20 protein-coding genes and 1 pseudogene are annotated in these 20,621 nt (G+C 64.7%); 13 read left to right on the top strand and 8 right to left on the bottom strand.

The annotated features are described in order from the left end of the window. Position 1: 1 nt before the first annotated feature. A complete protein-coding gene (locus ISP17_RS15900; RefSeq protein ID WP_011347547.1) occupies positions 2 to 1,525 on the top strand; it encodes a conjugal transfer protein TraG N-terminal domain-containing protein in 1,524 nt (507 codons plus the stop codon). 6 nt (positions 1,526 to 1,531) lie between these two features. Here the strand turns inward: ISP17_RS15900 and ISP17_RS15895 are convergent, their stop codons facing one another. From ISP17_RS15895 to ISP17_RS15885, 3 genes are all read right to left on the bottom strand, one after another. Beyond that, on the bottom strand, positions 1,532 to 1,894 hold the full coding sequence (locus ISP17_RS15895) for a DUF3742 family protein (protein ID WP_011347546.1): 363 nt from the start codon (positions 1,892 to 1,894) through the stop codon (positions 1,532 to 1,534). Between the two features lie 99 nt (positions 1,895 to 1,993). Beyond that, entirely contained in the window at positions 1,994 to 2,611 is a 618-nt protein-coding gene (locus ISP17_RS15890) for an RES family NAD+ phosphorylase (RefSeq protein WP_011347545.1), read from the bottom strand. 12 nt (positions 2,612 to 2,623) lie between these two features. Next, entirely contained in the window at positions 2,624 to 3,250 is a 627-nt protein-coding gene (locus ISP17_RS15885; RefSeq protein ID WP_011347544.1) for a hypothetical protein, read from the bottom strand. Positions 3,251 to 3,563: 313 nt separating this feature from the next. On the opposite strand from ISP17_RS15885, the gene mobH reads away from it, so the two are divergent. Then, positions 3,564 to 5,396, top strand: coding sequence for a MobH family relaxase (gene mobH, locus ISP17_RS15880; RefSeq protein ID WP_011347543.1), 1,833 nt, complete (start codon positions 3,564 to 3,566; stop codon positions 5,394 to 5,396). Between the two features lie 64 nt (positions 5,397 to 5,460). On the opposite strand, the gene ISP17_RS15875 is transcribed toward mobH, so the two are convergent. Both ISP17_RS15875 and gcvA read right to left on the bottom strand, forming a co-directional pair. After that, positions 5,461 to 6,033: a DsrE family protein gene (locus ISP17_RS15875; protein ID WP_228903378.1), complete on the bottom strand. Its 573-nt coding sequence runs from the start codon at positions 6,031 to 6,033 to the stop codon at positions 5,461 to 5,463. A gap of 181 nt (positions 6,034 to 6,214) precedes the next feature. Continuing rightward, complete coding sequence (gene gcvA, locus ISP17_RS15870) at positions 6,215 to 7,150, bottom strand: transcriptional regulator GcvA (protein ID WP_011347541.1); 936 nt, start codon at positions 7,148 to 7,150, stop codon at positions 6,215 to 6,217. A gap of 200 nt (positions 7,151 to 7,350) precedes the next feature. On the opposite strand from gcvA, the gene ISP17_RS15865 reads away from it, so the two are divergent. The 8 genes from ISP17_RS15865 (at position 7,351) to ISP17_RS15830 (ending at position 14,325) form a co-directional block, all read left to right on the top strand. After that, a complete protein-coding gene (locus tag ISP17_RS15865) occupies positions 7,351 to 8,124 on the top strand; it encodes an SDR family NAD(P)-dependent oxidoreductase (protein ID WP_011804727.1) in 774 nt (257 codons plus the stop codon). A 72-nt stretch (positions 8,125 to 8,196) separates the two neighbouring features. Further along, entirely contained in the window at positions 8,197 to 8,478 is a 282-nt protein-coding gene (locus tag ISP17_RS15860; protein WP_041836231.1) for a hypothetical protein, read from the top strand. A gap of 68 nt (positions 8,479 to 8,546) precedes the next feature. After that, complete coding sequence (locus tag ISP17_RS15855) at positions 8,547 to 8,888, top strand: carboxymuconolactone decarboxylase family protein (protein WP_206540221.1); 342 nt, start codon at positions 8,547 to 8,549, stop codon at positions 8,886 to 8,888. 73 nt (positions 8,889 to 8,961) lie between these two features. Continuing rightward, entirely contained in the window at positions 8,962 to 9,630 is a 669-nt protein-coding gene (locus ISP17_RS15850; protein ID WP_046934841.1) for a cupin domain-containing protein, read from the top strand. 2 nt (positions 9,631 to 9,632) lie between these two features. Next, positions 9,633 to 10,781, top strand: a complete 1,149-nt coding sequence (locus ISP17_RS15845; RefSeq protein WP_011347522.1) for a flavin monoamine oxidase family protein — start codon at positions 9,633 to 9,635, stop codon at positions 10,779 to 10,781. A gap of 18 nt (positions 10,782 to 10,799) precedes the next feature. Then, complete coding sequence (locus ISP17_RS15840) at positions 10,800 to 11,978, top strand: MalY/PatB family protein (protein ID WP_011347523.1); 1,179 nt, start codon at positions 10,800 to 10,802, stop codon at positions 11,976 to 11,978. A 57-nt stretch (positions 11,979 to 12,035) separates the two neighbouring features. After that, the gene (locus tag ISP17_RS15835) at positions 12,036 to 13,043 is read left to right on the top strand and encodes an alcohol dehydrogenase (RefSeq protein ID WP_347111595.1); all 1,008 of its coding nucleotides are present in this window, start codon (positions 12,036 to 12,038) and stop codon (positions 13,041 to 13,043) included. A 52-nt stretch (positions 13,044 to 13,095) separates the two neighbouring features. Further along, on the top strand, positions 13,096 to 14,325 hold the full coding sequence (locus tag ISP17_RS15830) for an MFS transporter (RefSeq protein ID WP_011347525.1): 1,230 nt from the start codon (positions 13,096 to 13,098) through the stop codon (positions 14,323 to 14,325). Between the two features lie 73 nt (positions 14,326 to 14,398). Here the strand turns inward: ISP17_RS15830 and cueR are convergent, their stop codons facing one another. Both cueR and ISP17_RS15820 read right to left on the bottom strand, forming a co-directional pair. Beyond that, entirely contained in the window at positions 14,399 to 14,878 is a 480-nt protein-coding gene (gene cueR, locus ISP17_RS15825; RefSeq protein WP_011347526.1) for a Cu(I)-responsive transcriptional regulator, read from the bottom strand. A gap of 15 nt (positions 14,879 to 14,893) precedes the next feature. Continuing rightward, a complete protein-coding gene (locus tag ISP17_RS15820; protein WP_011347527.1) occupies positions 14,894 to 17,395 on the bottom strand; it encodes a heavy metal translocating P-type ATPase in 2,502 nt (833 codons plus the stop codon). Positions 17,396 to 17,562: 167 nt separating this feature from the next. Here ISP17_RS15820 and ISP17_RS15815 point away from each other — a divergent pair, with 167 nt between their 5' ends. The 3 genes from ISP17_RS15815 (at position 17,563) to ISP17_RS15805 (ending at position 20,519) form a co-directional block, all read left to right on the top strand. Continuing rightward, a complete protein-coding gene (locus ISP17_RS15815; protein ID WP_011347528.1) occupies positions 17,563 to 17,916 on the top strand; it encodes an ArsR/SmtB family transcription factor in 354 nt (117 codons plus the stop codon). A 188-nt stretch (positions 17,917 to 18,104) separates the two neighbouring features. After that, complete coding sequence (locus ISP17_RS15810) at positions 18,105 to 19,106, top strand: cation diffusion facilitator family transporter (RefSeq protein ID WP_011347529.1); 1,002 nt, start codon at positions 18,105 to 18,107, stop codon at positions 19,104 to 19,106. A 243-nt stretch (positions 19,107 to 19,349) separates the two neighbouring features. Next, positions 19,350 to 20,519: an MFS transporter gene (locus tag ISP17_RS15805; protein ID WP_077056141.1), complete on the top strand. Its 1,170-nt coding sequence runs from the start codon at positions 19,350 to 19,352 to the stop codon at positions 20,517 to 20,519. A gap of 18 nt (positions 20,520 to 20,537) precedes the next feature. Here ISP17_RS15805 and ISP17_RS15800 read toward each other — a convergent pair. Then, a pseudogene (locus ISP17_RS15800) lies at positions 20,538 to 20,621 on the bottom strand (IS6 family transposase); the annotation flags it as partial.

Genomic DNA, 20,621 nt, shown 5'->3' with positions numbered 1-20,621 from the left:
CATGACGCTTTTCACGACCGACTACCTGGAGTACTACCTCACCCTCGTGTCCTGGATCGTCAACAACGGCATCTGGGCCGTACTGGTGTCCAGCGGTGTGTTCGCGCTGCCGTTCGTCGCCATCGTCGTGCAGGAATGGCTGAAGGCCCGCGCAGAAGGCGCTGACGAAGGTAACAAGGGTGTGCTCTCGGCCGCGCGCATCGAGAACCGGGTCTTCGTCGCCATCGTGGTGGTGATGTTCGCCGGCATTCCGTTCATCGACGTGGACCTCAGCACCATCCAATACGACAGCTCACGCTCGGCACAGTGCCAAGTCAGCGTGCCGCAGCCCGCGGAGACCGGCTGGTCGCAGTCTTTCAGCACCATCAACAACCAGTCGGCGAAGGTGCCGGTCTGGTGGGCCTTCATGCACGCGCTTTCGCGTGCCGTCACGAGCGCCTCGGTGGCTGCGATCCCGTGCGGCACTGACCTGCGGCAGATGCGGATGGAGATCGACGCGACCCGTATCGACGACCCGGTGCTGGCCCAGGAAGTGGCGGATTTCTCGCGGGACTGCTACGGGCCGGCGCGCGCCAAGCTGTTCATGCAGCGCCCGGATCTCGATGAGCAACAGATGCACGACGTGACCTGGATCGGCTCGCGCTTTTTCACGGACACGGGTGGCTACTACGACAGTTACCGCTCCAGCACGGCGCGCGAAGCATGGCCCTATGACGACACCCGCGATGCGGGGCTCGCGCAGGTAGCCAATGGCGGCGGCTACCCGACTTGCAGGCAGTGGTGGTCAGACGGCAGCAACGGCCTGCGCGCGCGGCTGCTGGGGCAAGTGGACCCGAGCCTGCTGAATCGCCTGGCGGGCTGGGCCGGGTTCCTGAGCCGGGCCGAGGTGGACGATTCGGTGATCCGCGCCATCGCGTCACCGCGGCAGCAGAAATTGAACCAGGGCAGCGTCTATACGGACTACGGCGGTCAGATCGACAAGTCCTTACCGAACATCGTCACCCGTGCCGCGGGCGATGTGGGGATGACAGTCGGGGCGATCGCCGCATTCCCCGCCATGGATGTAGTACGCCAGGCCGTACCGATGGTGCTCGCCCTGCTCAAGATGGCGCTGGTCATCTGCATCCCGCTTGTGCTGCTCGTGGGCACCTACGACCTCAAGACAGTCGTTACCGTCAGCGTCGTGCAGTTCGCGCTGTTCTTCACGGATTTCTGGTTCCAACTCGCCCGCTGGATCGACAGCACCATCCTCGATGCGCTCTATGGGTGGGGCTTCGGGTGGAACCGGCCGCATACCAACTTCGATCCGCTGGTGGGGCTGAACAACGCCTTCGGCGACATGCTCATGATGTTCGTCATGGGCACGATGTTCATCGTGCTGCCTACGTTCTGGATCATGGCGCTGGCTTGGGCGGGCGTTCGCGCCGGCAACGTCCTGCAAGGCCTCGCCGGGGCGACCGCTGATGCCAAGGCCGCCGGCGGGAAAGGCGGAAGTATCGCGATCAATGCAGTGGCGAAGAAGTGAACACCGCTAGTCATCCTCGACATGAGGATCGATGCGGAAACCATCGTAGGTGTAAAGGCCGAAACCTGCCGGTCCGTTTCGCCACTCTGGCTCGGGCAACGCTTCGCCCGAGTCGGCGTTGCGGGCCATCCAGGCAACCACCATGACGAACAACAGCAACAGAGCCAGCCAGAAGGCGGTGTAGAGCAATACCCCCAGCGCGGCCAGCTTGACCATCCACACCAGCACGGCAGCGGCGGCCAGCGGCATCCCCTTGGATGCCAACCAGTTCGACACACGCCGTTCGCCTCGCGCATACGCACGCCATCCGCGGCCAAATGCGCGGCCGAGGCGTTCTGCGGTGCTGATGCGGGTGGTGGTGGTGTTCATGGTCGTCTCCTACTACTGAGGAATACCTATTCCAGTTTGCTCCACTTCATTCGGTTCGTGGCGTCAACGTGTCTTCTTGCTACTTCAGGACGCTTCGTCCTATGGCCCAGCCGGACCGGGATCGGGCTCCACGCCGATGCGGTAGGTGGCAACGAAACGCGGCCAGTCCACATGGTCAACCAGGTCGATGTCCTCGACAACGCCGACTTTCGATCCCGTCCGCTCGAACAGTGCGATGCTCTTGTCGGGATAGTTGTTGCGCGACGGATAGAGCACGCCGTCGAACAGAGGCTGGCGGTCGTCTCGGCACATCGCATGCACCTGGGCAGACACCTGCTGCGTGTACGTGTAGTCGCGGCTGGCCAACTGCTCCAGGTTCAGGCCGAAGTAGCCCGCCATGACGCCCGGTGCCGTGAGGTCGGCCAGGCGCACGTCTTCCAGAACGCCTACGGCACGCACCAACCGGCTCTGGACTTCTTTCAGCGCGATCGAGCGTTGCGTGTCCGCGAGCCACTGGTGCTTGTGAAACACCGACTCCATCAGCGCCGTAGGCAGGTCGCGCCCCAGATAGAGCACGCCATAGGCCCGTGCCGGGTCATCGTAGCGATTCGTGCCGCTGCGGCCGTAGTAAAGGGGGCTGCCCCGATAGGCGACGCGGCTCACATGCTGGAGCAGTTCACCGGCATCGATCAGGAACGAAGGCAGCTCGTGGCTCATGACGGTCTCGCTTCAATGCACCTGCACGCCCAGCACGTTGAACACGGCCTCGGCCACGTCGTCGATCGTGCCATGCGTCACCGCATCCACCGGCGAGCGGCCGCCCAAGCCTTCGAGCGGTTCGGACAGCGCGCGATAGATCGTCCAGTGGTCGATACCATCGATCTCCTGGAGCACGGTTTGGGTCAATTGCTGCTTCACCGGGTCGAGCTGCCAGTCGGGCAGCTTCTGGCCGCGCGGCCCCACGTTCAGCGCCAGCAACCGGCGCGCGAGGATGTCCTTGTAGATCTGCTGGCGCGACTTGTCGGCCAGCTTGGCGAACTCGGCGGGCGGCAGGTTGTGCGGCTGGTTGAAGGCTTCGAGCAGCACGGCGCGGCCTCGCTGGACGTCGGTTTCAGTCGGTGCCCAGCGCGTGTCGGCGCGCAGCGCAGCCGCCTTGCGCTCCAAGGCCTGCGCCACCGTTTCGCCTTCGAGGTTGGCGGGCAGCTTCACCGCTTCCACGCGCTCGTGAATGAACGCCTGCAACTCGGCCGCGAAAGCCGGGGCATTGCGGATTTCGACGGTATCCGCGAAACGGCGCACATCCTCCACGGTGACGCGCGGCAGACGGTCGGCAATGAATTCGATCGCAGTGGGCATGGTCATCTCCCAAGTAGGTTTGAGACAGGATTCACTCTAGTCGCCTTTGTCGCCTTTGTCAACTTTGTCGCCTTGGCAACGACCTACCTGGTGAAAGCGCTCTCGGAGCATAGGCCGAGGGCGGTGCTGGGTCCCCGTCCAATCCATTCAAGCGAGTTCCGCATTGACGCTGGAGCCGCAGCTCAAGCCCCGCTATACCAAAACGGTGAAAGGCCAAAGGGCCGAAACGGCACGGGAATGGGGCGCAAGGGGAAAGGCCCTACCTCGAAAAGGCCAAAAGGCCTCCTGGCCGGCCCGCCATGAGGACATCGACATGCTCTCCCTGTTCCAGCGGAAACGGCCCCCGGTCGCCGCCGCTCCATCGCCACCGCCCGCCATCGACCTCCCGAAAGGGTTGATGCGGCCGGAGTCGGCCGCATCGCTGCTGGCCACCCCGCGCCGGCAGAAGTTGCTGGAGCACATCTGGCAACGCACCTCTCTTTCGCGCAGACAGTTCGCCACCTTGTACCGTGCGCCGCTGGAGCGTTACGCCGAGCTGGTCCAGGGCTTTCCGGCCTCCGAGGCACATCACCATGCCTACCTGGGCGGCATGCTCGACCACGGCCTGGAAATCGTCGCCTACGGCCTGAAGCTGCGGCAGTCCCATCTGCTACCCGTCGGTGCCAGCCCCGAGGATCAGGCGGCGCAGGCCGAAGCCTGGACTGCGGCCGTCGCCTACGCGGCACTGTTGCACGACATCGGCAAGGTGGCGGTCGATCTGCACGTCGAGCTGGCCGATGGCAGCACCTGGCACCCATGGCACGGCCCCCTACGTCAGCCGTACCGCTTCCGCTACCGCGACGATCGCGAGTACCGGCTCCACAGCGCCGCGACGGGCTTGCTCTACCGGCAACTGCTCGACCGAGATCTGCTCGACTGGCTCAGCGGCTATCCGTCCCTGTGGGCACCGCTGCTCTACGTGCTGGCTGGGCAATATGAGCACGCCGGGGTGCTGGGCGAGCTGGTCGTGCAAGCCGACCGCGCCTCCGTCGCCCAGGAGCTGGGCGGCGATCCCGCGCGCGCCATGGCCGCACCCAAGCACTCGCTCCAACGCAAGCTGGTCAACGGGCTGCGCTACCTGCTCAAGGAAGAGCTGAAACTGAACCAACCCGAAGCCTCCGATGGCTGGCTCACCGAGGATGCGCTATGGCTGGTGAGCAAGACCGTTTCCGACAAGCTCCGCGCACACCTACTGTCCCAGGGCGTCGATGGCATCCCTGCGAACAACACCGCCGTGTTCAATGTGCTCCAGGACCACCGCATGTTGCAGCCGACGGCCGAAGGCAAGGCGATCTGGCGCGCGACCGTGACCAGTTCGACCGGCTGGTCCCACTCGTTCACCCTGTTGCGCCTCGCACCGGCACTGATTTGGGAGCCTGACGAGCGGCCGCCTCCGTTCGCAGGCACGGTAGCGATCGATACGGCACCCGCGGACAAAGAGGCCGAGGCATCGCTTCCCCTTCCTGTGGACGGCAAGACGTCCACCGTGGAAAGCCAAGAGGCTCCGCCGTGGGAAGGCGGCAGCATCGCGCCGTCTCCCCAAGCCAAGGCCCCGGCCATGCCCGACGTGATGGAAGACATGCTGGCGATGGTGGGAATGGGCGATTCGCCCGACGCCACGCAGAACGCGGAAGCCATCTTGGACAAGGCGCCTGCCGCACCACCCAATACAGCCGCGCCGGTTCCGGCTCCTGTACCCGTACCCACGTCCTCGGCGACGCAACCGTCTGGCGAGCACTTCATGGCATGGCTGCAACAGGGCATCGCCTCCCACCGGCTCATCATCAACGATGCGAAGGCGCTGGTGCATACCGTGAGCGATACCGGATACCTGGTCAGTCCCGGCGTGTTCCAGCGGTATGCGCAAGAGCACCTGCAGGTAGGCGCGCTGGCCAAGCAGGAGAACCTGCAGGATTGGCAGTGGGTGCAAAAGCGCTTCGAGCGGCTGCAATTGCACCGTAAACATGCCAACGGCCTGAACATCTGGACCTGCGAAGTCACTGGCCCGAGGAAGTCCCGCCGATTGCATGGCTACCTGCTGCAAGACCCTGCGGGACTGTTCGGCGAACTCCCGCCGAACAACCCCTACCTATCCGTGCAGCCGTAGCACCTTGGCTCGGCACCCCGGTCCAGCGATGTTTCTTGAACGGGCCTGCCCAATGCTTGAATCGTCAACCGGAGATCAGCGCCCAGCCCTTCAACTGAAGGGTCGCAAGCGTAGTCATCGCTGCGACGTCGATGGTTACATCCTTGGCAACGGCGCTCCTCTCAATCTTCTGATTGGCGAGTGCGTAGCTGCACACGTGGACGCTGACGCCGGCCTGTTGCAGTGCCGCTACCAGCGCGGCATTCGGATTTTCCGTGTGGAACCGCGCTTGATAAGCGGCATCGGTCAGAATCGACGGTGTGGCCGGGCCGTGAATCACCACCACGATGTCGCCCTGAGCGGGATGGACTCCCGATGCTCCCAGCAAATTCACGAAGCGGGCAACCCGATCAAGCGCAGGGTTGACCTCTTTGTTGTCGCTTGCCGACCGCGTAACCTCGAACGCTACCCGATAGCGCAGCGATGGGTCTGGGGCATTGGCGACATCCTTCGCAGGCATGATCGCGCCATAGCCAGCGATGACGGGATGGCTTGCATCCTGGGCAGCGGCCCCACCTGTCATGGTCAATCCCAGAGCCAGTCCTGCTACAGCCACCCGCCAAGAAAGCGCCAGCCCGCGAATCTTGCTCGATTGCATGAATCCCTCCGTATGCTCTTCTGAACAATTCAGCCTAATACATTGGCACCATCGTCCCACGGCGGGCAGATTCGCCTCAAGCGTTCCATGCCGGGCGATCTGGAACGGGGCAATCGTCCCGAAAACGCGAACATACGAAGGCACCGCCCCGGCGTTCTGGCGGCCCACGCGAAGGGATCGCCTAGATAGCGGATGGCTCGTTCTGCGACGCCGCCTCATCCAACAGCCAGTTCCTGAAAGCCACCAGCCTTGGCAGGCTGGCGCACTCGGGGCGATAAACCACGTAGTAGGCGACCTCCAGAGCAAAGCTGACGTCGGGGAAGAGCCGCACCAGGCGGCCACTTGCCAGGTCGTCGCGCGCCATGACGCTGCGCGCGAGCGCGATGCCGTGTCCCTCGATTGCCGCCTGCAGGACGGCCGCTGAATTGTTGATCTGCAAGCCGCGCCAGATCATCGCGGCATCTGCCACTCCGGCTTTCTCCATCCACGCCTCCCATGTGGGGAAGCCCGCATGGCCGACCATCGACAGGTCATGGATGAGGGTCTGCCGTGCCAGATCGCCCGGCTTACGCAGCTTTCCGCGCTGGCGCAGCAGATCCGGGGAGCACACCGGGAACACTTCTTCATCCATGAGCTTGTCGGCCTGCAGGCCCGGCCAGTTCCCCAGGCCGTAGCGCACGCCGATATCGATCCGCTGGGCCACGAAATCCACCGACTTGTGATTGGTGTCCAGGCGCACGTCGGTATCCGGGCACGCGGCCTGGAATCGGTCGATGCGCGGCAGCAGCCACTTGGCGGCGAACGCCGGGCTGACCGTCACGGTGAGCACCCCGCTGGTCGATCCCTCGCGCAATCGCTCCATACCCAGCGTCAACCGACTGAACCCGGCCCGGATATCGGGTAGCGCGCGCTCGGCCGCCTCGGTCGGCACCAGCCGCACCTTCCCACTGCTGCTCCGCTCGAACAGCGGCGCCCCCAGCGCGTCCTCCAGCGTGCGCACAAGCTGACCAACGGCTGCCGGCGTCACGTTCAGTTCGGCCGCTGCCGCGGAAAAGCTCTGGTGGCGCGCGCTGGCCTCGAACGCCCGCAAGGCATTCAGGTGGACGGGTGATTTCATTGCAATAAAGTTTTTCTTCTACACAGAAAAACTTTATCTCATTTGTCTAGGAATGGGAATCGAGGAAAAATTCATATACCCCAGTGGATTGAATATATCCGTTACGAAGGCGGCGGCCGGCACAGGCCAATTGTCCCAACGACGCACGACAGCTTTTCTTGTCGGCAACGCCGCGATCCCCAGCATAGAGAGGATTCACAGTGAGCAATCAATTTAGCGGCAAGAAGCTACTCGTTGTCGGCGGCACCAGCGGCATGGGCAAGGAAACGGCCCGGCTGGTGCTGGCGCAGGGCGGCAACGTGGTGATCGTGGGCAACCGCCCCGAGAAAACCGAGGAAGCGCGCAAGGAGCTGGCCGCGCTGGGCCAGGTGTCGGCGCTGACCGCGAACCTGACCAAGGACGAGGACGTGGCCGCGCTGCTGAAGGCCATCGACGAACAGCACCCCGACATCGACCTGCTGGTGAACGCTGCCGGCGTGTTCTTCCCCAAGCCCTTCCTGGAACACTCGGACGCCGACTATGACCAGTACATGAAGTTGAACAAGGCGTTCTTCTTCATCACCCAGAAGGTCGCCGGCAATCTTGCCGCCAAGGGCAAGCCGGGCGCCATCGTCAACATCGGCTCGATGTGGGCGAAGCAGGCCATCGCCGCCACCCCGTCTTCCGCCTATTCGATGGCCAAGGCAGGCCTGCACTCCCTGACCCAGCACCTGGCGATGGAGCTGGCTCCCAAGCACATCCGCGTCAACGCCGTGTCGCCAGCGGTGGTCGAAACCCCGATCTACGAGGGCTTCATTCCGAAAGCCGAAGTGCATGGCGCGATGCAAGGTTTCAACAGCTTCCATCCCATTGGCCGCGTCGGCACCCCGCAGGATGTCGCAGAGGCTGTGGTCTTCCTGCTCTCCGACAAGGCGGGCTGGGTGACTGGCGCGATCTGGGACGTGGACGGCGGCGTCATGGCTGGCCGCAATTGAGGCACGACGGGTAAGCATTGGCGCTTGCCCCTACCTGCGTTTGTTTCATCACCCTATCTAGGAGAAATGCACATGGTCTATCTGCAAATCACCCTCAAGATCGCCGACGCCAACCGCGCGGCCGCCGCCGGTGTCTACCAGAAGTACAAGGGCCCGTTCCTCGACACCATCGCCGGCGCGAAGTCGAAGGAATTGCTCGTGCGCGACGAAGACGTGCAGGTGCTGCACGGGTTCGACACCAAGGAGAACGCAAGCGCCTACCTGCAAAGCGAGCTGTTCACCGCCGACGTGGTGGCGGGTCTGAAGCCCCTGCTCGAAGCCGATCCCGACGTGCGCATCTACCAGGTTGCGTGATGCTCATCGTTGCCGGGTGTGCCCACCGCCCACCCGGCATTTTTTGACAAAGAAAGGTTGATCTCATGATGCAAGACTGGAACGCATACCGAGGCGCGCTGCAAGAGCGTGTGGGCGATTTCGCTGCGTTGGTCCCCGACGTGATGGAGGGCATGGCCAAGTTCAGTGAATTCGTCGCCAAGCCCGGGCACCTGGACCCCAAGGTTCACGAGCTGATCGCCCTGGCCGTCGCCGTGACCACGCGCTGCGATGGCTGCATCTCCGTGCACACGCAAAAGGCAGCGGAGTACGGTGCCACCAAGGAAGAGATCGCTGAAGCGCTTGGGGTCGCCATTGCCCTGAATGCCGGTGCAGCACTCGTCTATTCGGCGCGGGTACTCGATACCCACGCGCAACTGCCCAGCAAGTAAGCCATGCAGGCAACGACGGGTTGGCCCGCGATCCGGGCCAATTCGCGTTTCTGCTGCGACAGGAATATTCCCAATGCGCATCAACGCCGATTTCTCGCGCCGAGCCATCGTGACGCCCAGCCAGCATCAGTGGGTCGCTTCCCCCCAAGGAGGGGTCGAGCGCGTAATGCTGGACCGCGTGGGTGCGGAGAAAGCCCGGGCTACCAGCATCGTGCGCTACGCACCGGATTCCTGGTTCCCGCATCACCCGCATCCGGGTGGAGAGGAAATCCTCGTGCTGTCGGGGACCTTCTCCGAAGGTGACGCCCACTTCCCGGCAGGTTGGTACTTGCGCAACCCGCCTGGCTCCAGCCATCAGCCCTCTAGCGGCGAAGGCGCGCTGATCTTCGTCAAGCTCTGGCAGATGCAGCCGGACGACCGGCAGAGTGTGCGCATCGATACGCTGGACCCGGCCGCCTGGTCCCATCAGGATGGCCGCCAGGTCTGCCGGCTGTTCTCCAGTGCTGTTGAGCAGGTCAGCTTGCAGCGGTTGGCAGCGCATGAGGTGCTGCCGGCAGATCCCGACGGCGGCACCGAGCTGTTGGTACTGTCCGGCGAGATGATGGTGGATGACCAGCGCTGCGACAGCAGAAGCTGGATACGCCTGCCCGTGGGTGATCGTGCGCAGATCAGCGCCGGTGAACACGGTGCCACGGTCTATCTCAAGACCGGCCATCTGGCCGCGGCGGCGGTGGAGGTATAGCCATGCAGCATGCACGCATCGCCATCGTCGGTGGCGGCCTCAGCGGACTGTACGCGGCTGCGCTGCTTGAGGAGCGCGGCATCCACGACTACGTGGTGCTGGAGGCCCGAGGGACCTTCGGCGGCCGGATCGTTTCCTGGCCGGATGCTTCCAGAAACCATGACGATGGCACGGCCGAGAGGTCGATCATGGGGCGCTTCGACCTGGGTGCGACCTGGTACTGGCCGGCAATGCACCCGACCCTGCAGCAGCTCGTGCAACAGCTCGGCCTGGAGACCGTCCAGCAGCATGAAGACGGCCAGATGCTGATCGAGCGGTCCAGGGCGCATGCGCCAAGCCGTGTCGATGGCTTTACCTCCGCGCCGCCCGCGCTGCGCCTGGCTGGCGGCATGGGCGCGCTCGTGGACGCCATCCGCGCCCGCCTGCCTGCCGACCGGCTCGTGCACGGTCGCCAGGTGACGGGTCTGCGGCAGCATGACGATCGCATCGAGGTGCAAACCGACAACGCGCTCGGACAAGCCGCCTCCTACCACGTCGCGCATGTCCTGCTGGCGGTCCCGCCCAAGCTCGCCACCAGCACCATCGAGTTTACGCCGGCCCTGCCGGACGTGCTGCAGCGGCGATGGCAGGCATGTGGAACCTGGATGGCGCCCCATGCCAAGTACGTCGCTGTCTATGACGCGCCGTTCTGGCGTGAGCAAGGCCTGTCCGGCGAGGCGCGCAGCGCGGTCGGGCCGATGGGCGAGATCCACGACGCCTCGTCCAACCAGGGCGACGCCGCGCTGTTCGGGTTTCTGGGCGTGCCCGCCCAGGTGCGGCGCCAGACACCGGACGCGGTATTGCTTGCCCACTGTCGCGCCCAGTTCGTCCGGCTGTTCGGAGACAAGGCAGCGCGGCCGAAGGCGGAATTCTTGAAGGACTGGGCCGCCGACCCGTACACCGCGGTTGCCGGCGATGACAACCCGGACCTCAACCATCCGATTCCACCGCCCAGGAGTTCGACCGAGGGCCCTTGGCGAAACCGGATCGTCGGGATCGCCAGCGAATGGTCGCCCAACTTCCCCGGCTACGTGGCCGGAGCTATCGAGGCAGCACGCCTTGGGGTCGAAGCGTTGTGCGCCCCCAACACGGCGGCGTCCGTCCTGCATTGACAGAGGAAAGAAACAGCGATGTACGACTTCGACACCCTCATCGACCGGCGCACCACCAACTCCATGAAGTGGGAACATGGGCGAGCGTTCCTGACGCCCGAGCAACAAGCGGCCGATCCGCTGCCGATGTGGGTGGCCGATATGGATTTCCGGGTAGCTCCACCGATCCTCGACGCCCTGCGCAAACAGGTGGAGATGGGCGTGCTCGGCTACGGCGGCACACCGGACAGCTACCGTGAAGCCGCGGTGGACTGGCAAGCGCGCCGCTTCGGCTGGCAGGCCCGGCCCGAATGGCTGGTGCAGTCGCCGGGCGTCATCAGCGCGCTGAACATGGCGGTCCAGGCGTTCTCCCAGCCAGGCGACCACGTGCTGGTGCAGACGCCGGTCTATTTCCATTTCCTGCACGATGTCGTCAACAACGGCCGCCGCCTGGCCCTGGCACCGCTGACGCTGGATGCGGGCCGCTACCGCTTCGATCCCGAGGCGTTCGAGGCCGCCATCCAGCCGGGCACCCGGTTGTTCATCCTCTGCAATCCGCACAACCCGACCGGCAATGTATGGACGGCCGAAGAGTTGCTGGCGATGGCCACAATCTGCGAATGGCACGGCATCCTGATCGTCTCCGACGAGGTGCACCAGGATCTGGTGTTCGGCGAGGGGCGCTGTCATGTTCCGCTGGCGATGCTCGACGAAGAGATCGCATCGAACACCATCGTCTGCACGGCACCGAGCAAGACCTTCAACATCGCCGGGCTTTCCTGCGCCAACATCTTCATCCCCAATGAACGCCATCGGCAGCGGTACTGGACGCAGTGCGAGCGCAACGGCGTGTTCCTCGTCAACACGATGGGCACGGCGGCCTGTGAAGCGGCTTACCGGCACGGCGAACCATGGATGGACGCCATGCTCGACTACGTGCGCGGCAACCAGCGGCACTTCGCCGCGCAGGTCGAGGCCTTGGGGCTACCGCTGACCGTCACGCCCACCGACGCGCTCTACCTGGCCTGGGTGGACTTCCGCGCACTCGGGATGCCGCCGGCCGAGTTGCATGACTTCCTGCTGCGTCGCACGCGGCTCTGGCTGGACCCGGGGCACAAGTTCGGAGCGGCCGGCGAAGGTTTCATGCGCATCAACCTGGCTTGCCCGCGCAGCGTGGTCGATGAGGCATTGAGCCGCCTGGCCTCGGCCTTGCCCTGACGCCCTTGGCCTATTTCAACGATTTTTGGAGCGACCATGAAGACTACCTACCGCGCGATGCAAGTCACCCGGCCGGGCTTCCTTGAGCTGGTGGAGCGCCCGGCACCGCTGCCGGGTATCGGCGAGGTGCTGATCGAGGTCGAAGCCTGCGGCATCTGCGGTGCCGATGCCAGCGACATCGAGCGAGCCGATCCCGCACTGCAACCTCCGCGCGTACCGGGACACGAGGTGGTCGGCCGCATTGCCGCGCTCGGCGAGCACACCCCCTCGATCTGGAAGGTGGGACAGCGCGTGGGCGTGGGCCGCATGGGAGGACACTGCAATGAATGCGTGCAGTGCCGGCAGGGACGCTTCCAGCTTTGCCTGAACCAGCCCATCACAGGAGCGAGCCGCGACGGTGGCTACGCCGAAATGATGCTGGCGCGGGCCACCGGGCTGGTATCGATCCCGGACGAACTCGATGCCGAGGAAGCCGCGCCGATTCTGTGCGCCGGCATTGCGACCTTCAACGCGCTCAAGAAATGCGGCGCGCAGGCCGGCGACACGGTGGCCGTCCTGGGCATCGGCGGCCTGGGGCACATGGCATTGCAGTACGCGCGTCGCATGGGATTCAAGGTCATCGCCATTGGCCGGGGCAGCGACATCGCGCAAGATGCACTGAAGCTGGGTGCCCACCTCTACATCGACACCAACGAGGAGGACGCGACCGCCCGGCTCAAGAGCCTGGGCGGCGCACAGGCCATCGTGACCATGATCGACCATGCCGAAACGGTATCGGGGCTACTGGCCGGTCTGGCACCCGAGGGGCGACTGGTGGTGCTCAACCCGAGCAAGCAGCCCCTGCAAGTGCCCGCCGGCCTGCTGGTCGGCGGCCAGCGCAGCATCCTCGGCTCGATCACCGGCACGCCCTACGAGAACGAGAAGACATTGAACTTCAGCGTCCTGGCAGACGTGCGACCCTGGATCGAAACCATGCCTCTGGAAAAGGCCTACGACGCCTATCAGCGGATGAAATCCGGCGACGTGAAGTTCCGCATGGTGTTGACCATGAACCGCCCAGATTGAATTTGACCAATCCAGCCCTGCGCGCAGGGCTTCCGAGCGAAAGCCAGAACTTATGACAGATAACGGTACAGCCTCCATCGGAGGCGCTTCGGACGAACTGCCCGAGAAAGTGCAGAGCGGAAACATCTGGCGCCTTTCCATCGCGCAGGCGCTGGCGGGGGCCAACTCGACCGTGCTTTACGCCACCGGGGCAATCGTCGGCGACATGCTCGCGCCGGTTCCCGTGTTGGCTACCTTGCCCATCTCGATCTTCGTGGTGGGCATGGCCGCGTGCATCTTGCCTGCGGGAGCGATAGCCCGGCGTCACGGGCGTCGCACAGCCTTCCTCGTGGGAACCGGGGCCGGCGTGCTGACTGGGCTGCTGGGCATGCTCGCGGTCATCATCGGCTCGTTCTGGCTGTTCTGCCTGGCAACCTTCCTGGGTGGCGGCTACGCCGCCGTAGTGCTGACCTTCCGATTCGCGGCGGCTGACGGCGTGGCACCGGATCGGCGTGCGCGTGCGCTATCGCTCGTCATGGCGGGCGGCGTTGCGGCCGGAGTCGTGGGGCCGCAGCTCGTGAACTACACGATGAACATGTGGCCGCCCTACATGTTTGCGGCCACCTTCCTCGCACAAGGCGCTGTCGCAGCGGTGTCGGCGCTCATCCTGCTGGGGGTTCGGTTGCCGATGCCCACGGCGGCCGAGGTGGCCGGAGGCAGGCCGCTGGCGGTGATTGCGCGACAACCGCGCTTCGTTGCGGCGGCCATCACCGGCGCGGTGACCTACATGCTGATGAACTTCCTGATGACGGCCGCGCCGCTGGCGATGCACATGTGCGGCCATTCGCAGGAATCGGCCAACCAGGGAATTCAATGGCACGTCATCGCCATGTACGGGCCGAGCTTCTTTACCGGAAGCCTGATCAAACGCTTCGGCGCGGGCCGCGTGGCAACCGTGGGTCTGCTGCTGACCGGGCTCTCCGCTGCCGTGGGCCTTGCAGGTATCGACGTCGCCCATTTCTGGGCAACGCTGATCCTGCTGGGCCTGGGGTGGAACTTCGGCTTTCTGGGAGCATCCGCGATGGTCCTGGAATGCCACCGCCCCGAGGAAAAGACACGGGTTCAATCCCTCAACGATTTCATCGTCTTTGGATTGATGGCCGTAGGCTCCTTCTTGTCCGGTGGATTGCTCAGTACCTATGGCTGGACCACGGTACTCTGGGTGTCTTTCATTCCTCTGGCATTGGCCGTGCTGTCGCTGGCGGTCGCCTTGAGGAGGAAACCCGTATCTCTCGCTGGCTAAGGACGCTCTAGTCGCTCAGCGGCAGGAACATTTCACTGATCCTGATGGAGAGTTCCTGTCCCGCCCGACGTCCTCAGCGTGCTCGTGAGCCCTTCTTTGATGCAGGAGTGCGCCGTCGGCGTTGCACTGCCCCCGTGCGCGCCTCGGGTTCTCCATCGTTGTCGTCCGGCTGCTCAAGGGTATGCAGGATGGGGCAGTCAGGCCGGTCATCGCCCGCGCAGCAACTGATCAGCGTCTTAAGCGTCTCGGCCATCTGCAACATGCTCTCGATGCGTCGCTCAAGGTCCTCGATGTGCTCTTGGGCCAGGCGCTTGACGTCGCTGCTCTGGCGCGACTTGTTGTTCCAAAGGCCCAGCAGGTCCCTGATCTCGGCGACCGAGAATCCGAGATCACGCGCGCGCCGGATGAAATGCAGCCGGTGCACATCGGACTGCGTGTAGGCGCGGTAGCCCGCGTCGGTTCGGTTCGCCGGCGGGATCAGGCCGATTTCCTCGTAGTAGCGGATCATCTTGGCCGAGACCTTCGATGCCGTGGACGCTTCACCGATGTTCATGGTCGTCCTCCTTTCTCAGTGTGAAGCCGCGGAGGCCGTATCCAGCGGCGGCTGGAAGCGGCGCAGGCGCAGTGCGTTGCCGAGCACGAACACGCTCGACATGCCCATGGCCGCAGCGGCGAATACCGGCGACAGCAGCACGCCCCAGGCCGGGTACAACGCCCCGGCGGCCACGGGGATCAGCGCCGTGTTGTAGGCGAAGGCCCAGAACAGGTTCTGGCGGATGTTGCCGATGGTGGCCTTGGACAGCGCGATGGCATTGGGCACGCCCTGCAGGTTGCCGGACATCAGCACCACGTCGGCCGATTCCACTGCCACATCGGTGCCGGTGCCGATCGCCAGACCCACGTCGGCCTCGGCCAGCGCAGGCGCATCGTTGATGCCGTCGCCCACATAGGCGATCTGGCCGTGGGTGGCCTTCAGCCGGCGCACCGCCTCGACCTTGCCCTCGGGCAGCACCTCGGCCACCACCTCGTCGATGCCCAATTGCCTGGCGATGGCCTGCGCCGTGCGCGCGTTGTCGCCGGTGATCATCGCCACCTTCAGGCCGAGCTGGTGCAGGGCCGCGATGGCGGCGGGCGTGCTGGACTTGATCGGATCGGCAACCGCGATGATGGCGGCCAGCCGGCCGTCGATGGCGGCATACAGAGGCGACTTGCCTTCGTTGCCCAGCCGCTCGGCCGTTCCGGCGAAGCCGCCGACGTCCAAACCCAATTCGCGCATGAAGCGATCGGCACCCACTTCGACACGAACCCCATCCACGGTGGCGCGCACCCCCATGCCGGTGACCGAATCGAAATCGGCCATGGTCGGCAGCGTGGTGCCTCCCTCCGTCGCAGATTCGACGATGGCCCGGGCGATCGGGTGCTCGGAACGCGATTCCACGGCAGCGACCTGCATGAGTACCTGCCTGCGGTCGAAGCCGGGCGCGATCTCCAGGTCGGTGAGCACCGGGCGGCCTTCGGTGAGCGTGCCGGTCTTGTCCACCGCGACCACCTTGGCGTCCCGAAGCAACTGTAGCGCCTCGCCCTTGCGGAACAGCACGCCCATTTCCGCGCCCCGGCCGGTGCCGACCATGATTGACGTGGGCGTGGCCAGCCCCATGGCGCAGGGGCAGGCAATGATCAGCACGGCCACCGCGTTGACCAGTGCGAAGGTCAGCGCCGGGGACGGCCCGAAGATGAGCCAGGCCAAGAAGGTCAGCGTCGCTGCCAGCATCACCGCCGGCACGAACCACAGTGTCACCTTGTCCACCACGGCCTGGATCGGCAGCTTGGAGCTTTGCGCCTGTTCGACCAAGCGGATGATCTGCGCGAGCATCGTCTGACCACCCACGGCGGTGGCGCGCAGCGTCAGCGCCCCCTTCTGGTTGACGGTGCCGCCGACCACCGTGCTGCCGATCGTCTTCTCGACGGGGATCGGCTCGCCGGTGATCATCGACTCGTCCACGAAGCTGCGGCCGTCGGTCACTTCGCCATCGACCGGCACCCGTTCGCCAGGACGCACCTCCACCATGTCGCCCAACGCCACATCCTGGATCGGGATATCCACCGCGCGGCCATCGCGCAGCACGTGCGCTTCCTTGGCCTGCAGCTTGACCAGCCGCTTGATGGCCTCCGAGGTGCGGCCTTTGGCGCGCGCCTCCAGGAACCGCCCGAGCAGGATCAGCGCCACGATGACCGCGGCTGCTTCGTAGTAGACGTTGACCGTTCCCGCCGGCAGCAGGTTGGGAAGGAAGGTAGCCACCACCGAGTAGCCGAACGCCGCGGCCGTGCCGACCGCGACCAGCGAATTCATGTCCGGCCCCAGGCGCATCAGGGCCGGGAAGCCTTTCGTGTAGAAGCGCCGTCCAGGGAAGGCCAGCACCAGCGCCGTCAGCACGAACTGCAGATACCAGCTCTGCTGGATGCCGATGGTGGACTTGATCCAATGGTGCACCCCGGGGACCAGGTGCGAGCCCATTTCGAGCACGAACACCGGCAGCGCCAGCACGGCGGCCAGGATCAGGTCGCGCTTGAGTCCGGCCCGTTCGGCGTCTTTCTTCTCCGCAGCCTCGTCGTCGGCCTGGGCGCTGTTATCGACAGCCCTGGCTTCGTAGCCGGCTTTCTGGACCGCGGCCACCAAGGCATCCATCGAGGCCGTTCCGCGCACGGTGGCGCGCTCGGTCGCAAGGTTAACGGCAGCCTCTGCAACGCCGGGCACCGCCTTAAGTGCCTTTTCGACACGGCCCACGCACGAGGCGCAGGTCATGCCCTCGACCGCCAGCTCCACGACGCTGGCAGGCACCTCGTAGCCCACCTTCTCCACGGCCTGGATCAGCGCCGCGCGATCCACCGGGCCGGCCAGGCGGATCTCCGCTTTCTCGGTGGCAAGGTTGACGGACACGCTGTCCACGCCCTCGACCTTGGTCAGGGCAGCCTCCACGCGGCCGACACAGCTCGCGCAGGTCATGCCCTCGATGGGCAGACTGATAGGGGCTAACGCGGCCCGGCTATCTGAGATGCTTGGCATGCTCATGGTTTACTTTCCACAGTTGAAGTTCGACATGGGCATAGCTTGCGGCTTACCATCGTGGGAAGGTAAAGCACTATGTTGCAGATGGGCACCGTTCCCTGTCGATGGCCGCAGCTTCGTCGGTCCCGGGAAGGCAGGGACGACCTTCCAAGGATAGGAGTCTCCGAGAAATGACCAAAAGCAAGAAATCAACCGACAGTCCCCGCAGTAGCATCGATCTGGCATCGCTGTCCGGCAACGACGTGACCATCCTGGCCGAGACGTTCCGGCTGCTGGGCGATCCGTCGCGGCTGCGCATCCTGCTGTTCTGCATGAAAGGGCCGTCCGCGGTGGGCGACATCGCGGAAAGCCTCGAACTCTCGCAATCGCTGGTGAGCCACCATCTGCGCCTGCTGCGCGGGGCTCGCCTGGTCAAAGGCGTGCGCCAAGCCAAGCAGATCTTCTACGAAGTGGCGGACAAGCACGTGAGCCACGTGCTGCTGGATATGGCCATCCACATCGCCGAAGACCACGGCGACGAATAGCCGGGCGCGACGCCAGGTCGGTCATGCCAAACAGCGGCCCGTCGAGGGTCGCTGTTGCCCAACCCCAAGCCTTATGCCCCGGATACCGCCGCCACGTTGCGAGCGAGCTTGATTCATATAGTTCATATGAACATATGTTCATGTGTTATATTTTCTTGCATCGTCAATCCAAGCGGCCGAGGCCCCCGATGTCCCACTCCCACTCTCATCATGGTCACAGTCATGACCACGACCATTCGCACGCGCCGACCGTCACCAGCACGAACGAGCGCAAGGTGCTGCTGTCCTTCGTCCTGATCTTCACCTTCATGGTGGTGGAGGCGCTCGGCGGAGCCTTCTCTGGCTCCCTCGCCCTGATGGCCGATGCAGGCCACATGCTGACCGATGCGGCGGCGTTGGCCCTGGCCTATGCCGCATTCCGGTTCGGCCGGCGCGCTGCCGACAGCAAGCGCACCTTCGGCTATCTACGCTTCGAGGTGATCGCCGGATTCGTGAACGCCGTGACGCTGTTCGCCATCGTGGGCTGGATCGCATACGAAGCCTGGCAGCGCTTCTTCGCGCCGCCTGAAATCCTGGCCGGCCCCATGCTGATCGTGGCCATCGTCGGCCTGCTGGTCAATTTCCTGGTGTTGTGGATCATGACGCGCGGCGAGACCGACCACGTCAACGTCAAGGGGGTCATCCTGCATGTAATGGGCGACCTGCTGGGCTCGGTGGGCGCGATCGTCGCTGCGATCGTGGTCTATTACACGGGCTGGACGCCCATCGATCCCATCCTCTCGGTGGCCGTGGCAGCACTGATCCTGCGCAGTGCCTGGAAGCTGTTGGCCAAGTCGCTGCACATCCTGCTGGAAGGCGCGCCCGAGGACGCTTCTCCAGAGAAGGTGGAGCGTGGATTGCTGGGCGCCGTGCCCGGCTTGGCGGCCGTCAGCCATGTCCATGTGTGGCAGCTCACCTCCGGCCGGACGATGGCAACGCTGCACATCCGTCCGCAGAGCGACGATGAAGCCAAGGCGGTGGTCAAGCTCGTCAACAAGGCACTACGCGAGCAGTTCAACATCCAGCACGCCACCGTTGCGATCGACTGGAACTCGGAGGTGGACGAGAACGCCTGCAATCTGCGCCAGAGTCCGGGGCGGCACGACCACGACCACGACCACGATCACCCGGCGTTCGGTCACCGGCATTGAAGCAATGCAAGGAAAACCACGGTTTGGGCGGGGACGATGTCCCGCCTGGCCGCAGTGACGCATGACCGTGTTTCCACGCCCCCGTTGACATTCCAACGATGGCAAGGCCGACCATCGCAGGGCGTCGCCAGGCATCGCCGAAATCCGGCCGATTGAGGTGAACGGGTCGATTCGACACGCCCGCACTCGAAATCCTTCCCGTTCGTTGAACCGAACCTGTGGCGTCGCACCACCAGGATCGGCATGCAAGAACAGCAAATCACCTCAAAGAGCCCGTACCGTCCCGCCGTTGCGATGTTCGCCGTCGGATGGGGAGCGAACATGTTCGCCCCGATGCTCCTCGTCTACGCGAAGGTCCTCAGCGGTACCGCCATCGCCGTGGTGTTCGCCGCCTACTGGCTCGGGCTCTTTCCGTCCTTGCTCTTCGGTGCGCGGCTGTCGGACCGTTGGGGGCGACGCAACCTGATGCGGGCGGTGATCCTCGTGTCGATCGTCGGCTCCGGCGTGCTGCTATTCGCCGGCAGCTCCTTCGGGCTGCTCGCCCTCGGCAGAGTGATCGTCGGCCTTGCTGCCGGCGCTGCCTTTGGTCCAGGAACGGTGTGGCTCAGCGAGTTGAACGACCGCTCCGGCTCCCGACGGTCGGCCCCCATCCTGACGGCGGTCGCGCTTACCAGCGGCTTCGCACTGGGGCCGCTGGTGTCGGGCGGACTGGCTCAATGGCTGATCCTCCCTGCAGCGCTTCCGTATCTCGTCCATATCGGACTGATGCTTTGTGTCGCTCCGATCGTCTGGTCCGCCCCGGAGACCGCGCCGCGCACGTCGGCGAAGAACCGGCCGACAATCGGCGCGGCGCTTCGGAACCCGCTATTTCTTCGCCTGGTGCTTCCCACCGCTCCCTGGGTGTTCGGAAGCATAGCCGCAGCCATTGTCGTGCTCCCGCAGACCGCGGATCTCGGGGAGGCCGGCATTGCCGCAACGGGGGCCGTAGCCGCCTTGACCTTGCTGAGCGGCGTCCTGGTGCAGCCGGTCGCTTCGCGGCTGGCGCTACGCCAGGGACTCGGCACCGCATTCGTCGGCGGCCTGGTGCTTCTGTGCCTCGGCATGATCGCCGGTGCGGGAATGGAATTTACTCGGTACACGCCTCTGTTGTTCCCCGCGGCTGTGCTTCTGGGTTGCGCCTACGGGTTCCTGCTCACCGCTGGCCTGCGGGCAATCCCGCTCATCGCTCGAATTGAAGACCGCTCGCTGCTCACCGGCATCTTCTACGTGCTCGCATACAGCGGATTCTTCTGGCCCATCCTCGTCAACGTCCTTGCGCCCGCGATCCCGAAGACTGCGATGTTCGCTCTCTCGGCAGCCGTTGGCCTTGCCACCGTGGGCTCTGTTGCAAAGATTGGCGGCAGTCAGAGGTAGGCTGTCGCTCTGCGCCGATCAGGCGGCTGCTGCGAAATGGTGGTTGAGCATGCCCATGGCCTCCGTCAGCGCCGAGGGCCCAATGCCAAAAGCTCTCTCCAC

This window comes from Dyella ginsengisoli (assembly GCF_044904665.1).
Lineage (GTDB): Bacteria > Pseudomonadota > Gammaproteobacteria > Xanthomonadales > Rhodanobacteraceae > Dyella_A > Dyella_A ginsengisoli.
Note: the sequence above shows the minus strand (reverse complement) of the source record. Positions and strands in the feature narration are given on the sequence as shown.